The organism is Hahella sp. NS-SX17 (genome assembly GCF_057367735.1).
On record NZ_CM170632.1, the window covers coordinates 4,029,394 to 4,045,896 of the forward strand.

The following is a 16,503-nucleotide window of genomic DNA, read 5'->3' on the forward strand; positions in this document are numbered from 1 at the left end:
TTTATCGGCAACGACAGGACCTGCGCATGTCAGGCCCTGTCTCCCCCGGCGAATCGTCGCGCAGGCGCATCCAGGCGGCTGATTATTAACACGCCAATATCATTGCCATGTTAATAAAATCCTTATCTATTTCGCCGCTGCAGTCAGCACTTTACGAGAGGACGGCCGCTGTCTCATTCGCGCCACATAGGCGGCGAGACTGGAGTCCGACGCGATCAATTCCGCTGCCTGAGGCAGATTGGCCAGGTAATCCAGCATAGGAATGGCCATAGCGTCTGCGATAGTGAACTGTTCGCCGCAAATATAGGAAGCAGCGCCCAGTTGGGCCTCCAGTATCTGCAACATTTTGATCACACCAGGCTGCGCCTCGGACACTTTGTTCCAGCGCACTTCTCCGTTTTCACCTTTAGGGAAAGCCAGCTCCAACAAATATTCACGCACAACCGCCTGATCAATATAAAGGGCGATGGCGGCTGACCACTGATCCACCCAGGCGCGCTGACGCAGGTCCGCTGGCTGCAGGGGAACGCCGTCAAACTGGGCGTCAAGATAACGGCAGATGGTGGCGGTTTCGAACAATGTGTAGTCGCCATGAATCAATACCGGAACTTTACCAAAAGGGTTAAGTGCGAGGTGTTCCGGGCCTTTGCGCTCCACCTCTGCGCCATTGATGCTGAAGCCATGGCTATAGGAAACGCCTTTTTCCTCACAGCACAGCATGACGGTGCGGACAAAGGTGCTGAATTGCGGTCCCAGAATATGTACTTGCGCGTTCATTATCGAATTTCCTGTCTTTGTTAGTGTCCGCCAACATGCTAGCCTTCACCACAATATGATCAAGAACATATTTTTCGATAGATTTACTCTGTGATTTCCAACCGAACCTTCCCTGGAGCGAACAAGACATGCCCTGGAGCCCCGATCACAAACAGCATACCCGAGAACGAATTCTGGATAGCGCAGCGCGACTGTTCGCCCTCAACGGCTACGACAAGGTGGGAATCAACGACGTCATGGCCGACGCCGGCCTGACCCGCGGCGCCTTTTACGCCCACTTTTCCTCCAAGCCCCAGCTTTACGCAGAGGCTATCGTCACCTCCGCCCTGCAGGGGCGGGCGATGTTGCACCCCGACGAGAATCAGCCGCCACAGTTAGAGGCGCTGGTCAATGGTTACCTGAGCCTGGAACATCGCCAGGGAGATCAGGTCCGCTGCCCGCTGGCTTTCCTCACCACCGACATAGCGCAACGAGAAGAGCAAGTACGCGACACCTACACCCGAGTATTCAAAGGCTTCGTCAACACACTAAGACAACACCTGGACACCAAAGACGCCGCATCGGAACAACAAGCCCTGCGCACAGCCGTCGTCATGATCGGCGGCATGGCCATCGCCCGGGCGATTAATGATGAAGAACTTGCGGGATCGTTATTGGAGGTTTGTCGGGAGGCTGCTTTGGTAGGGGCTTCCTCACCGGCTTGATCATATAGTTCAACGAACAGATCATGCCTACAAGATCACCGCTCGCCCCGTTTAGCGCTATAGCTGGCCTTCTTCCTCTCCAGCATCACTGTAAGAGGAAAAAGGCCAGAATCCCTTCAAAGCTTGACGATGGATCAATACCCCTTAAACCGCCAGACCGCCCCGACGCCCAGCAAGTCCACATGTTGGCCATCGAAGAATGCGCGTTTCAGGCGTAGGGAGGCGTCGATGTTTTTGTGGAGGCGGTAGTTGAGACCGAGGCCCAGTATGGGGTCGGTGTCGCCTTTGAGGTCGGGGTTGATGTCGGCGCCGCTGAGTTGGATGTCGCCTTCCCAGAGGAACAGTCCGACTTCCGCTGAAAGGGTGATTTGTTCCCGCACCGGCCATAGGAAGCGGTTGGAGAGTGTCCAGCCGGAACCGCTGACGGGGTAATGTTTCTCCACCGCGTCTTCAAGGGTTTCCGAGTCCAGCGCGCTGGCGCTCATGCTGACTTTTACGTTACCGAGATCCAGAAAGCCGATTTCCGCCGCCATATAGGGGTGGTAGCGATAGCCGGCAAGGAACTGGTAGCCGTAGCGGGAGACGTCATAGTTGTTGATGCTTACCGTAACGTCTTCGCTTTCCAGGCCGCGCTTGAACTCCCCTGCCTCCTGGGAGCCGCTGACGTGGTATGCGCCAAACTCAAGATATCCGCGGTCCATCAAGCGCGTCTTCATGGCCTCCCAATCCGCCGCCTGGGAGACGTCAGGCGCGCCCAGGCTGACCATCAAAAACGCCGCCAGGACTGACGTGCGTAATTGCAGGTAGCGGCGGGAGAGGATGCTCAGTCCCAGCAGCGCTAACAGCAGGGTCCAGTTGATAGCGCCGCCGCCGGAGCCGCCGCCCTCGCTGTCAATGTCGGAAGGCGTCCGCTTGTCCACCGCCACCACGCCAGGGTCTTCCACCGCGGCGTTGACCAGTCCGTCTGCATCATTGGGCCCCCCGTCCTCAATGGTCAATTGCAGGCAATAATATCCACTGATCAGCCCGGTCTCCCAACTGTCGTCTCCCGGGGGCGGACAATATCCCGGATTACCCGGCGCAGAGTGCAACTCGTTGTTGGCGTCGACCACAAATGTCGTCCAGCTATTATTCTGGAACTTCCGGTAGACGCCATTGGCCGGCAGCGGCTGCTCTTGCGGCAACACGACGCGCACGCTTTGACCCAGTGTGGCCAGCTCATGCACTTCGAAGTCAAACACGCCGCCCTGGGGCTCAAACAAGTCGTCCGTGTTAATGTCCGGCAGCGTCTGCAACTCCTCCGGCTCCAGGCGCACGCCGCCGTTGGAGCCCAGAATGGCGAATTGCCCCAATCTACAGCGTACGCCGGGGTCGCATTCCACCAGATAAGAGCTGGTTTCCGACGCCACTTCCGGCAGTACGTTGGTGGCGATGATGTTATCCAGATAATCCGGTATGCCATCGTCGTCACCGTCAGCCACACCCTCCTCGGCATCATTCACGCCGTCGCCGTCCGTATCCACATCCGGGTCTAATGTGGGTAGCGCTTCCACTACCCGGAAATACAGTTTGGCTCCGTCGGTGGCGTTGCTGGCGTCCGCGACGGTCAGCTGCACTTTATAGCGGCCGCTGGCGAGGCTGGACGGGTTGAACACCAGCTGAGCGTTGCTGGTATTGCCATCTGTATCCACAAGCGAGTTGTCTGTGGCGCTCCAGTTGTAGCGGTGCGTGTCGCCAGGATTCGGATCAGTCACCGTAGCGATGATGGTTACCGCCCCGCCGTCAGGAGTGACCTGAATGGTGTCCACCCCGTTCTGACGCAGGCGCAGCGTAACGTCAGGCGCCACATTGCGTTCAACAATGGTGATAACGTGCCTGATTTTCGCGCCGGCGTTGATGTCATAGATATTGGTCGGGTCATAGCCGCCCGCCAGATCTTCCGCATTGGTGGTGCGATCGTCCAGACGAATAATCAGGCGTTCATCATTCTCCGTAATGCTGTCGGCGGTAAGCGTAATGCTGACGCTGGCCTCCGTCTGCCCGGTATTGCCCGGCTTAGTGAAGGTGACGCTGCCGTCGACGAGGTTATGATCGCTGGAAGAGGCGGTGCTCAGACTGTCGATAACGTAAGGAACCGTCAGCGGATAGAACGGCGACTGTCCGTTCAGAATCACTCTGAACTGCACGGTGGCGCCTTCTACGCTGATCTGGTCTTTATTCACCGACACCAGCGGACGAATGTTAACCGCCTGCGTGGCGGTCGCCGCATTACCTTTACGGTCCACGCCGCGATAGGTGATGAGATTGCGCCCTGGCGGCAGCAGCAGAGCATTGTTCAACAGCCCTTGCGCCCGCACATTACAGCAATCATCGCCATCCACATTATCCGCCGCCAGCACCGCAAGCATGGCTTCCACGTCAGAGTCAGACGCATTGGACGCCAGGCCCAACATCTGTCTCAACGTGATCGGCGTATACAGCGCAATCGCGTCGATAGTAATGTCTTCCGGCGCAACCACCACTGGCGGCGTAATATCGACGTAATCGTTGGCGTCGTTCGGGTTGGTGTTGTCCACGAACTCCTGATAATTGCTGATAGTGTCTCCATCCAGGTCTCCAGCGGCGTCGCTGCTGTCGAAAGGATTAAAGCCATATAGCAACTCGAAGCTGTCGCTCATGCCGTCGTTGTCGTCGTCCGAATCGACATCGTTGGCGACGCCGTCTGTATCGTTGTCGCCAATGACGGTGATGCTGAACGCCGCCAGGGACGCAGAGGCCTGTCCATCACTGACGCTCAGGACAATGCCGCTGTAGACGCCGGCGCTGCCGACGGCGGGCGTTCCAGTCAGTGCGCCCGTCGTTGCGTTCAGACTCAGCCAACTCGGGCGGTTCGTCGCGGTCACCGTCAGTGCGCCGCTGTCTACATCAACCAGCGTCGGGGTGAAGCTGTAGGCCTGCCCTTCCAGAATGGAGGCCGTAGCCGTTCCGCTGATCGTCGGCGCGTCATTGACCGGCGCAATGGCGATCGACACCGTTGCAATGTTGGAGCTGTCGCCTGCGTCATCTTTCACGCTGTACTCAAAGCTGTCGGAGCCGAACACATTGGCGTCCGGCGTGTAGGTCAGCGTGCCGTCGCCATTGTCCGTCACCGCGCCTTTGCCTGGCGCGCTTTCGATACTGATGGCGGAAGCGTCCAGTACGCCGTCCACATCCTGGTCGTTATCCAGCACCTCGATCACTACGGCGGTGTCTTCATTGGTAGTTGCGCTGTCGTTGTTGGCGAGCGGCGCGTCGTTCAAGGAGCCGGTTGTCAGCGTCACGGTGGCGGTGTTCGACAAGGCGTCGCTGTCGTCCTTCACACGATATTGGAACTGATCCGTTCCGCTAAAAGTCGAGGACGGCGTATAAGTGACAGCGCCAGTGCTGACATTAATATTAACGACGCCATGCAATGGCGCCGCCACGATTTCCACCGTCGCGGGCTGCAAGACTCCATCCACATCTATGTCATTGGCCAATACATTGATCGCATGCGCGCTGACTTCCAATATTCTCGCTGCATCATTCTTCGCGATTGGCGCATCATTGACGCTGTTAACCGTCACCGCGACCGTGGCGATATTGGAAGCAGAGCCGCCGTTGTCCTTCACAATGTAGGTAAAGCTGTCCGCGCCATGGTAATTCTCTTCAGGCTCATAACGAATGACGCCGGTAGTGGCGTTAACCGTTGCGACGCCATGGGACGCTTTCGCTATAAGCGTAACGGTGGACGCTTGCAACACGCCGTCTGAATCCGTGTCGTTATCCAGCACAGCAATATCGACGGCCGTATCCTCATCCGTCGTCGCACTGTCATTGGCGGCATTTGGCAAGATGTTGGAGCCATTTACGTTGACGATCACTATCGCCACATTCGACAAAGCCCCCTGCCCGTCTTTCACTGTGTAAGAGAAACTGTCGCTACCGCTAAAACCAGCAACCGGCGTGTAGTCGATCTTACCTGCGTTTACGACCGCAGCGCCCTGTGAAGGCGTGGCGACAATCGTCAGCGTGGTCGCATCCACCGCGTCATCAATATCGGTATCATTAGCGGCGACATCAATGGATACAGGCACACCTATATTAGTAGCTGCGACATCCGCCACCGCTATCGGCGCATCATTGACCGCCCCCACCGTAATAGACACCAAGGCCGCAGCGGAAACGCCGCCATGCACATCCTCCACGGTATAGCTAAAGCTGTCGGCGCCGTTATAGTCAGCCTCGGGCTCGTAGATGACGACACCGGAGGCTACGCTCACCTTGGCGAGGCCATGGCTCGGGGCGGTAGTCACGAGAACGCTGGCCGGGTTGATCTGGCTGTCCACATCCGTGTCGTTATCCAACACCTTAATGGAGATGGCGACATCTTCATCCGTCGTCGCCGTATCCGCCGTTGCTTCCGGAACATGGTTGCCGACGGTGAAAGACAATCCGCTGGTCAAGCCGGCGTAGGCGTTGCCCAGAGTATCGGTCAATGCTTCCGCGCCGATGCGCACATAATAGCCCTGGTTCGGCGTGAAATTATCCGTCGGGTCAACAGTGACTGTGGCGCCGCTGATAACCACCTGAGCAGAGCTGACTTCAATCGCCTCCACCAGTTCATCATCGGCGGAGCGATAGAGGCTGATCTGCGTCGCAGACCCGCTGCCTGTCGCCACATCCTCATCGAAGGTCAGGGACAGGGTCGCGTTATATTCCACATCCATAGCGCCGTTAGCCGGCGTTGAACTGCTCAGCGTGGGCCCGCTGCCATCGTAACTGAGGCTGAACTGAGTCGCCGCCGCGCTATTATTGCCAGCGGTATCCTGGGCCGCGCTGGCGGCGATATCCAGGGTGACGGAACCATCCGCGGTCGGTGTAACGGTGACGCTGTAGTTACCGCTGCTGTTATCAGTAAACCCACTCAAACTCGCGTTGCTGGCGACAATGTCGCTGACCGCAAATCCGCTCACGGTTTCGCCAAATGCAATGGCGGCGGAGAACGCAGCGTTTGTCGGGTTACTGGCGGAAGAGCTGATCACCGGCGTAGGAGCCGTGCCGTCGTAAACGATGCTGAACTGGGTCGCCGCCGCGCTGGCGTTGCCTGCCGTGTCCTGGGCCGCGCTGGCGGAGATATCCAGGGTGACGGTTCCATCTGCGGATGGCGTCGCCGTCACGCTGTAGCTGCCGCCGCCATTGTCAGTGAAACTGCTCAGGCTGGCGTTGCCGGCGACAATATCACTGACCACGAAGCCGCTGACAGTCTCGCCGAAGCTAATGGAAACCGTGAACGCCCCATTGGTGGGGGCTGAGGCCGTGCTGCTGAGACTTGGCGTCGGCGCGGTGGCGTCCAGCGTGGCGGCGGCGGTCTGTGCGGCGCTCACATTGCCGGTGACATCCGTCAACGTCACGGACAGCGTCAACGAACCATCGCTCAGGCCGGACAGGCTGGCGAGAGTGATGCTCTGGCTTGCGCTGCTCAAGGTTCCAGAGCCAGTCACGGCGGTTCCTCCGCCACTGGAAGTCACGCTGTAGTTATACTCTGAGCCCGTTTCGCCGGAGGCAAATACAAAGGTGCTAGCACTGGCTTCGCTGGCGTTGATAAGCGTATCGTTGAAGGCCACCGAGAACCCGGAGGGCGCGGTGGAGTCAACCGTGAAGCTGGTCAAGGTCAGGGCCGCGCTGGCGTTGCCTGCGGCGTCAGTCACTGTCAGCGTGCAATCGGAATAGGTTCCATCCGCCAGGGCGCTGCTGTTATCCGTCCCTGTCAACGTGATTGTCTGAGTTCCCGAGGGCGCGGCGCCTTCCGCTGCGCTGCCGCAGCTACCGCCCACCGCCAGGGTTCCCGCTTCGGTAGTGGAGAAACCTACATTCGGAGTGGTGTCGGAGGTCGGCGTCAGCACGGCAGTGGTTTCCGCCAGCGTCGGGGCCGTCGCATCCAGCGTGGCGTTGGCGGTTACGGCGGTAGCGGCGTTGCCGCTGGCGTCAGTGACCACCACAGACAGGGTCAGTGTCCCATCGGAGAGTCCACTCACATTCACCCCGGTCACCTGCTGCGTCGCACTGGTGAGTGAGCCGCTTCCTGTCACGTTGGTTCCACCACCTGAGCTGGAAATGCTATAGCTGAATGTCGCGCCCACCTCCGCACTGGCGAAAGTGAAGCTCTGACTGGCGGCTTCAGTGGCGTTGATCGCGCCATCGTCAAAACTGACGCTGTGCCCGCTGGGCGTTGTTGTATCCAGCGCTGCGGTATTAGTGACAGCCGTTGCGGCGTTGCCGGCGGTATCCGTCAAAATGACCGACAAAGTCAGGGTTCCGTCACCAAGTCCGCTCAGATCCAGGCTGGTGATTTGCTGGCTGGCGCTGGCAATGGTTCCGTTTCCGGTAACCGTTGTTCCGCCGCCGGAGCTGCTGATGCTGTAGCTATAGCTCGCGCCCACCTCCGCACTGGCGAAAGTAAAGCTCTGGCTGGCGGCTTCACTGGCGTTAATTGTGCTGTCGTCAAAGCTGACGCTGTGTCCGCTGGGCGCGGACTGGTCCAGAGTCGTCGTATTGGTGACTGCGCTGGCGGCATTGCCAGCCGTGTCGGTCAGGGTCACCGACAAAGTCAGCGTTCCATCATTCAAGCCAGACAGGTTTAGACTGGAAACCTGTTGGCCTACGCTACTCACTGTACCGCTACCAGTAACTGGCGTTCCGCCTCCGCTGGAGGAAACGCTGTAACTGAAGCTCGCCCCTACTTCCGCGTTGGCGAAAGTAAAGCTCTGGCTCGCGGCTTCACTGGCGTTAATGACGCTGTCGTCAAAACTCACACTCTGACCGCTGGGCGCAGTCTGGTCCAGGGACGTCGTATTGGTGACCGCCGTAGCGGCGTTGCCAGCAGCGTCAGTCAGAGTGACGGACAGTGTCAGAGTCCCGTCGGACAGCCCGCTGAGATTAACGCCCGAGATCTGTTGGTTGGCGCTGCTGATTGAACCAGATCCTGTTACAGGCGTTCCTCCTCCAGCGCTGCTGATGCTATAGCTGTAGCTCGCCCCCACCTCCGCGCTGGCGAAAGTAAAACTTTGGCTCGCGGCTTCACTGGCGTTAATCACGCTATCGTCAAAGCTCACGCTGTGCCCCGTCGGAGCCGATTTATCCAGCGTGGTGGTGTTCGTAACCGCTGTAGCAGCGTTGCCGGCGGGGTCGGTCAAAGTCACGGACAGGGTTAATGTCCCGTCATTCAGTCCAGACAGGTTGAGCCCGGTCACCTGTTGGCTGGCGCTGGCGATGGTTCCGTTTCCAGTAACCGTCGTTCCGCCGCCGGAGCTGCTGATGCTGTAGCTATAGCTCGCGCCCACCTCCGCACTGGCGAAAGTAAAGCTCTGGCTGGCGGCTTCACTGGCGTTAATTGTGCTGTCGTCAAAGCTGACGCTGTGTCCGCTGGGCGCAGTGGTATCCACCGTGAACGCCGTAATCGCCAATGCCGTACTGGCGTTGCCGACCGCGTCAGTGACCGTAACCGTACAGTCGCTGTAGGTTCCATCCAGCAACGCGCTACTGTTGTCGGTCTGCGTCAGCGTAATGCTGTGATTGCCCGTACTGCCGATATTTAATGAGCTGCTGGTGCCGCAACTGCCGCCCAGACTGAGCGCTCCCGCTTCATCTGTGCTGAAGGTGATATTGGGCGTATTGTCATTGGTCGGCGTCGTAACGGGCGTGATCAAACTCAACGTCGGCGCGGTGGTGTCAATCACCAGCGCTTTGTTAGCGCCCAGGGAATTCGTCGCGCCAGGAGTGGCCAAAGTCAGGGTCGCCTCGTTACCTGCGTCATCGACAATAGACCCGCCATTCAGGCCAAGCGCGCCGGTTCCTGTGTAGTCCAGATCCGTACTGGTATCGCCGGACTGCACGGTATAGGCGAAATTCAACGTAGAGCCGCCGGAACCGGAGGCGTAATTGACGTTTCGATCCGTTGCGCCGGTTTCCAACTGTAATTGCGGCGTGCCGGAGACAAACACGGATTGGTCGAACAGGATTTGGATAGATACGCCATCGCCCGCTTTATAAGACCCATTGCCGGTTGACGAGGTGACGGAGGAAACTGTCGGCGCCTGAGTATCCACGGTCGCGTTGCTGGTGTCCGAAACTAAGGCGGTGTTGCCCGCGTTGTCCGTGGCGGTCACGGAGATATTCAGATTACTGCTGTCGATAGCCCCGGCGACCAGGGTATAGGTCGCCGTCCAGGTGTCGCTGCTGTTGGAAGCGCTGACTGAGGCCCCGCCTCCAAAGGCGGTGAAGTTCACGGTCACAGTACTAATGGTGTCGCTATTGTTGTCGCCCGTCGCAGCGGTGTCGTTCCAGGTTGCCGTGACGATATCGCCGATCTTGTAGGCGCCGCTGGTTCCGGTAGCGCCCGAGATTGAGACCTTGGCGTCGGTCAGCGTCGGCGCGACATTATCCACCGTGGCATTATCCGCGCCAGCGGTGGCTTTGGTGTTGCCGGCGTTGTCCGTGGCGGTGACGGTGACATTCTGGTTTGTCGCGTCGATGCCGCCGGAAAGAATGGTGTAGGTCGCCGTCCAGGTGTTGGAGCTATTGCTGGCGGCGACGGAAGAGCCGCCAAAAGCGGAGAAATCCATGCTCACGCCGCTGATAGTGTCGCTGTTGCTGTCGCCTCCGCCCGTGTTGTTCCAGGTGGCGGTGACAATATCGCCGGTCTTATAAGCGCCGCTGGCTCCAGAGCCGCCAGACAAGGAGATATTGCCGGAGGTCACTGTCGGCGCGATATTGTCCACCGTCGCGTTGGTGGTGTCCGCCGTAGTTTTGCTGAGGCCATCTACATCCGTCGCAGTGACGGATACATTCAGGTTGGTTCCATCGATGGCCCCTGCCGTGATCAGATAGGTTGCGGTCCAGGTATTCGCCGAATTGCTGGCGGCAACGGAAGAGCCGCCTCCGAATGCGGAGAAGTTAACAGTTACGCCAGTGATATCGCCATTGTTATCGCCGGAGCCCGTGTCATCCCAGGTGGCGGTGACGGTATCGCCGATTTTATAAGCGCCGCTGGTTCCTGAAGCGCCGGATATCGAGATCTTGGCGTCAGTGACGGTGGGCGCCACGATGGAAAGCGCAACGTCGTTGCCGCTGGAGCCGAGATAGCTCACGGTCAGCGGCAGGCCATTTAGCGTCGTGGATTTATTGCCTTCAGATAATCCATTGAAAATACCGCTGACCGCGTCGCTGGCGTCGTTATTGATGATCACGAAACTGTCGCCGCCGCTGCCGGTGTAACTGCCGATGACGTTCAAGGTTCCGCCCAGGGCCACTGTCCCGGTGACATTGTATTGATCATAGCTGGAGCCGGCGGAGGTTCCGTTGATGCGCGACACCAGCGTGCCGCCGCTGTTCACGGTGAGGCCGTTACCGAGGGTAAGATCGCCGGGAGAGCTTCCTATCTGCAGCGTACCGCCGCTGTTCACGGTCACCAGACCGCTGATGGAGCCCTCGCCCTGCAGGGTGGTTCCGCTCGCGACGCTGACTGCGCCTCCGACCGCGCCGCTGACATCCATGGTTCCAGCGGACAGCGCAATGGACCCGGTATTGGTGTTGGTTGCGCTCAGCGTCAGCGTTCCCGCACCGGTTTTAGTCAGCCCGCCAGAGCCGCTGATCACGCCGGACCAGGTTAACGCGCTGGCGTGGCTGATCGTCCCATTGCTTGCGCCCAGGCTGAGAGCGTTGTCGACAGTTATCCCGGACCCAGTCACGATCAGTGAGCCGCCATCCAGTGTCAGCGTACCTGATCCAAGATTGCCGTCTCCGGCGATACTGACGCTTCCCGCGGTGACGTTAAGCCCGCCTGTCTGAGTCTGGGAGCCGGACAACGTCAATGTTCCCGCTCCGGTTTTGGTCAGGGAGCTGGAGCCGCTGATCACGCCAGACCAGGTCATATCGTTGACGTTCAACGTCGCGTCGCCGCTCATGACCAGGTTGTTGGAGATGGTTACGCCAGACCCCGTCACAGTCAAAAGGCTGCTGCTGTTTAGCGTCACGCTGCCTGATCCCAGATTAGAGCTATCTGTGACGCTTAAACCGTTTGCACCGCTAACCGTGGCTCCGCCGGAGAAGGTGTTGGTTGCCGATAGAGTCAATGCAGGACCGCCGGTTTTAGCGAAACTTCCGCTTCCTGAAATGACGCCGGACAAGACTTTGGCGCCACTTACCGCCCCGACTGTACCGCCTCCGGCCCCAAGGGAGATGGCGTTATCAACGGTAAAGGTTGCGCCGATCAGGTTGAGCGCGCCGCCATCCAGCGTAATGGCGCCGCTGGAGAGATTGCCGTCACTGGAAACCGCCAGCGTTCCCGCCGAGACAGTCATCGCGCCGCTGAAAGAAGCAGCGTTCCCCGTATTCGACAACGTCAGCGTCGACGCGCCGGTTTTCGTCAATGCGTTGGAGCCCGACAACAAGCCAGAGGCAGTAACACTGTTGCTGACGCTGAATGTGCTGTCCGCAGCGACATTGATCGCGTTGGTGAGCGTGGTCGATCCAGTCACCGTCAGCGTCCCTCCGTTCAACACCAACTGCCCGCTTCCCACATTGCTACCAGACGCTATGCTGAGCGCGCCTGCGCTGATCGTGGTGGTTCCGCTGTAAGTCTGAGTTCCTGTCAGCGTCAGCGTACCCGCGCCGGTTTTGCTCAGGCTGCCGGTTCCCGCAAATACGGTTCCGATGGACCCTGTGTCGCCGCTGCCGTTATTCATTGTCAGCGTGACGCCGCCGCCCAGTGTCAGGGTTCCGCCAGAGATAGTCGCGCCGGTGGCTGAATCCAGATCCAGAGTCAGGCTCTCCGCCAGACTGGAAGCGGATGTGGCGGATATCGTCTGACCCGCCATGGTGCTGGCGAGAATCAGGGTTTGAGTGCCGGTTCCGTCCGCATTGGCGATGGCGATGGCTTCGCTGAAACTCACGCCATCGGTCTGATCAATAGAGGCGGTATCCGTAGTGTTAGTGATGTATATGCTGTCGGACTGCACGGTGGCGTCCGCAGTAGTGGATTTGGAGCCATCGCTTAAGGTGAAGCGGACCGAGGCGTTCCCTCCCGGCGTATCATTGCGATAGGTGACCCGGCTCATGACATTCGACACCAGCGCCGTGGTGGCGGTAGTGCTGGAGCTGTTAAACGTGATCGACAAAACGCCATTGGCGTTAGTGAATGAAGCGAAGGTTTGCCCGGAGGATTGCAGGTCGCTCCCATTCACCGTAAACGCCGCGCCGCTAGTATCAAACCCAAACAGATCGCTGGTGACGGCGCCGCCGACCCGCTGCACGGTCAAGGTTCCGCCGGCATAGTCTCCATTGCCGCCATTGAGCGCATCCAGCTCCGTGTCGCTGCCGCTGGCGTCGCCGCCGGAGTCGAGATTCACGGTTGCTCCTACGCCAGCCCAAGAGACGGAGTCGCCGTTAAGATTGGAGATGACTGGAGCGTTATTGGTACTGGAGGTAATAGACGAACTGTTTGCGCTGCTTAGCCCTCCAGAGGTGGCTTTAAGCGCAATGGTATCGGTGGCGCCGCCATTGGTGTACTGCAACGCCAGGTTGGTATAAGTGGCTGAGCCGCTGCTGGGCGTGAGCGTAACGGTGGTTCCGGAGCCGTCGCCATCGCCGGTTCCCGACATGCTGTTGACGGTCCCATCCAATACGCCATCGTTAGGGTCGGTCACGCTGAGGACGATATCCGTACTGTAGCCGACATCCAGCGTACTGGAGCCATCCACCGCCTGCACTACCGGAACCGTGGTAAAGCTGGTGGAAGAGCCGCTATCAATACTGGTCGGCGCCGGCTGCGTGGAAAATATCAGCTGGGTCGCCACCACATCCGCAGTGACAGTGCTGGAGGTCCCATTGCTGAGCCCGGAAGCAGCGGCGGTCAAAGCGAAGTTTTCCTGGTCTGCAGTCGCGGTGTAGGCCACGTTGGTAAAGGTCGCGACGCCGCTGACGGGTGTCTGCGTGGTCGTTCCAGACAAAAAGCCGCTGCTGGATTCCGACAGGCTGATGTCACTGGCGTAATCCACATCCACGTTGCTGAATATATCTGTCGCCGCCACTATCGGCTGCGTCGTCAATACAGAACCGGAGGTGGAGCCCGCTGGCTGCGTCGAGAACGTCAGGTTGGAGGCGATGATATCCAGGGTTGTGCCGGAACCATTGGTGACGGCGCTTTGACCGCCCGCCATTTGCGTGCCAGAGCCTCCGACAGTGACATCGGCGTCGCCGTCCACGCTCAGGATAATCGTACGATCTTCGGTTAATCCGGTGGGCGTACCGTAATAACCGCTGACTGTGTAGGTTTCGCTGCTGTTATCCGCGATGGAAATGCCCAGGCTGGAAAAAGTGATCCGGTCCAAAGCGGCGTTGTAGCTGCCTGTGACGAAGCTGGCGTCATTACCGTTCAGACGCCAGATGATTTTCCCCCGCTCCGTGTCCGTACTGGTTCCTGTGACATTCAGGATGATCTGACTGATGGTCATGGGTAAGCCGTCCCCACCGCCGCCATCCGTCAAGGTGAAGTCAAACAGATCCACCGCCTCACCGGAGGTATCCGCGATGGAGCTGAGCCCCACGGGCTCCGTGACCACAGCGGAGGCCGTCAACGTACCGTCAGAATCCGAACCAGATTGAAGATTGACGACGGCGATATTATCCAGCTTCACCCAGTGCATGGTGGTGCTGTCGGAATACTGAATCGTAAAACTGGTGATGTCCGTCCACTGAGCGCCGGAAAAGTTGATTGTCGTTCCTGAACTGGCGCTGACCGGGCCGGCTGAGTCCTGGGTTCCTCCTTTGCTGGAGGTGATCCTGATCGTTTTAGTGGGGGCGCCGAAGCCTTGATAAATATAAATGCTGCTCAGGCTGAATGTTTCACCGCCAGTGAAATACACACTGGTGGTGGTTTGCAAAGACGTGTTGGTGGACACGTACACATACCCGGTGTTGTAGTTGTACAGATCTTTGGAGCCGCTGCCGCCGGATTTAACCTTGATGGTGTAAGAAGTGCCGCTGATCGTGTAGCTTTTGGCGTTAGCGTATCCCGTCGGCATATTGCCCAAGGCCAGCGTGCCGGTGAATGGCAATACCGAGGTGTAATCCACCATAGCGATGGAGTCAAAGCGGGGCTTGGCGTCGATATCCCCTTTCTTGATTTCCAGATCCCAATCGCCGCCTAATCCTTCTGCGCCGGTAAGGTCGCTGGAAGCGGCGACGTCCACATGGGCGGCGGCGGAGACCAGCTCCAGCAACGCTTCCCCTTTTTCACTCTGCGCCAGATTACAGCCGTAGAACATAACATCCGCGCCATCCTTCATCGCCCGGTCCATAGACGCCAGCGTGTTGACCTCCTGGCTGAGCGCGGCTTTGGTGACCACAGTGTCGCCCAGATACAGGGCTCCATCCTGTGCGTGAGAAAAAATATGTAAAGCATCAAGGTCGCGATAGCGGGACAATATCTCCGCCAACTGCGTCAGGCCGTTCTCCCCTTGCCGTAACACTTCAAAGGCTACGCCTGCTTCCTGTTTTTCATAGATGCGGTGCTTTTCCGGCACGGCGGCGTCAATAATCACCAGCTCTTTGACCACCGTAGCCTTGGCCAGCTCCAGCTCGTCAGCTGTTGAACGTGGCGCGGGGCCGCGCTCCCACCCCGCTGTCAGCGCATTATCCGCAGGTAGCGCAGCAGCCGAACCCTGCGTTATCAGCCCTGCGAAGGGGCCTGCAGACATTCCCCGGCGTCCGCCCTGGTAGGCATATCCGCCGCCTGCGCCCAAGCCTGCATGGGAGGCGCCGCTCAGCCCCAGGGAAACAAAGACAGAGGTTAATCCATTCAACAGAAATCTATTCATAAGTCTGACTCGCTATCGGACACGCAGATGTCCGTGTTGTCCATGAGTCTTCGCCTGACGCCGTTATTGCTTGGGCGCAATGCAACTCGCATTGGTCCCGGAGGTATCAAGCCAAAACGCCAACTCACTGTATTTCTTGAAAAGATCGGGGGGCAATATGCTGGGCCTGGGGCGAAACTCCACTTTCTTCTTCACCCGGTGCAAGCCTTTTACGCCGATGGCGTGATCAAATTCATCGGCGTCGAATTCAACATGGTCGAAATCATGGGGGAACTCTCGCTGGTCAATAAACTGATACAGGAGAGACAGGGTTTTCTGGGGGTATTGGGCCAGCAGATCGTAGTCGATCAATAACAGTCGATCGGACAACTCGCCATAGAATGCTTCTTTCAGCGCGGTCAACGCCATGCCGACCGAACCGCTTTCCGCCGCGAGCGCTTCACACCGGCTATAAACGGTCTGTCGGGTTTGCGGGTTAAACATGCGGCTGTATTCAAACGGATTGGAGCGACACACCCTTTCAAAGCTATCCATCACCCACGCAGGGTTACGCACGCAGCAGATCATCTTAAAGTTATCAAACAGCGCCACAAGCTGATGCATCCGGGCGGGCCACATGCGGTTAGTGTCGAATATCAACGCGTAGTCCGAGTTCGGTTGATAATAGGCGTCAAAAATTCCCCGACAGATCATCTTGCGCCGGTTTTCATCAAACAGCGTATAAAACTCCGACTCCGCCCCCATCTGCTCCAGGCAACCACTCATCAACGCGCAAATCGGGCTGCTGATAGCGGCGTAGAAGCGGGGGTTTTGTCTAAGAATACCGGATAGAAGCGTCGACCCTGACCGGGGCAATCCTGCAATGAAGTGAACCTGACTTTCCATGAAATAAAAGCTGTCTCCCAACCCAGGACCGAGATGCGTCCTCTCTCCAGAGAGGGCTTCCAATCTATCTCGATCTGATTTTTATTATGTTCAGATTATGATCAAGTATAGAGCACTCAGATATTTCGCAAACGGAGAAACAAAAAGAATTAAAACCGCCGCGATTTGTAGAGCGGAGCCAACATTCAGTTTGAGAAGGCGACGGCAGGCGCGCCAGCATGCCTAAGTTTGGCCTCCTTGCT

The 16,503-nt window shown here is 58.3% G+C and carries 4 protein-coding genes; 1 reads left to right on the forward strand and 3 read right to left on the reverse strand.

Features of this window, described 5'->3' with window-relative positions:
* Positions 1 to 126: 126 nt before the first annotated feature.
* Positions 127 to 777, reverse strand: a complete 651-nt coding sequence (locus tag AC2IBB_RS17960; RefSeq protein ID WP_486328136.1) for a glutathione S-transferase family protein — start codon at positions 775 to 777, stop codon at positions 127 to 129.
* Between the two features lie 128 nt (positions 778 to 905).
* On the opposite strand from AC2IBB_RS17960, the gene AC2IBB_RS17965 reads away from it, so the two are divergent.
* Entirely contained in the window at positions 906 to 1,481 is a 576-nt protein-coding gene (locus AC2IBB_RS17965; RefSeq protein WP_486328137.1) for a TetR/AcrR family transcriptional regulator, read from the forward strand.
* A gap of 134 nt (positions 1,482 to 1,615) precedes the next feature.
* Here the strand turns inward: AC2IBB_RS17965 and AC2IBB_RS17970 are convergent, their stop codons facing one another.
* Both AC2IBB_RS17970 and AC2IBB_RS17975 read right to left on the reverse strand, forming a co-directional pair.
* Entirely contained in the window at positions 1,616 to 15,376 is a 13,761-nt protein-coding gene (locus AC2IBB_RS17970; protein WP_486328138.1) for a tandem-95 repeat protein, read from the reverse strand.
* 63 nt (positions 15,377 to 15,439) lie between these two features.
* A complete protein-coding gene (locus tag AC2IBB_RS17975) occupies positions 15,440 to 16,261 on the reverse strand; it encodes a sulfotransferase (RefSeq protein ID WP_486328139.1) in 822 nt (273 codons plus the stop codon).
* Between the last annotated feature and the right edge of the window lie 242 nt (positions 16,262 to 16,503).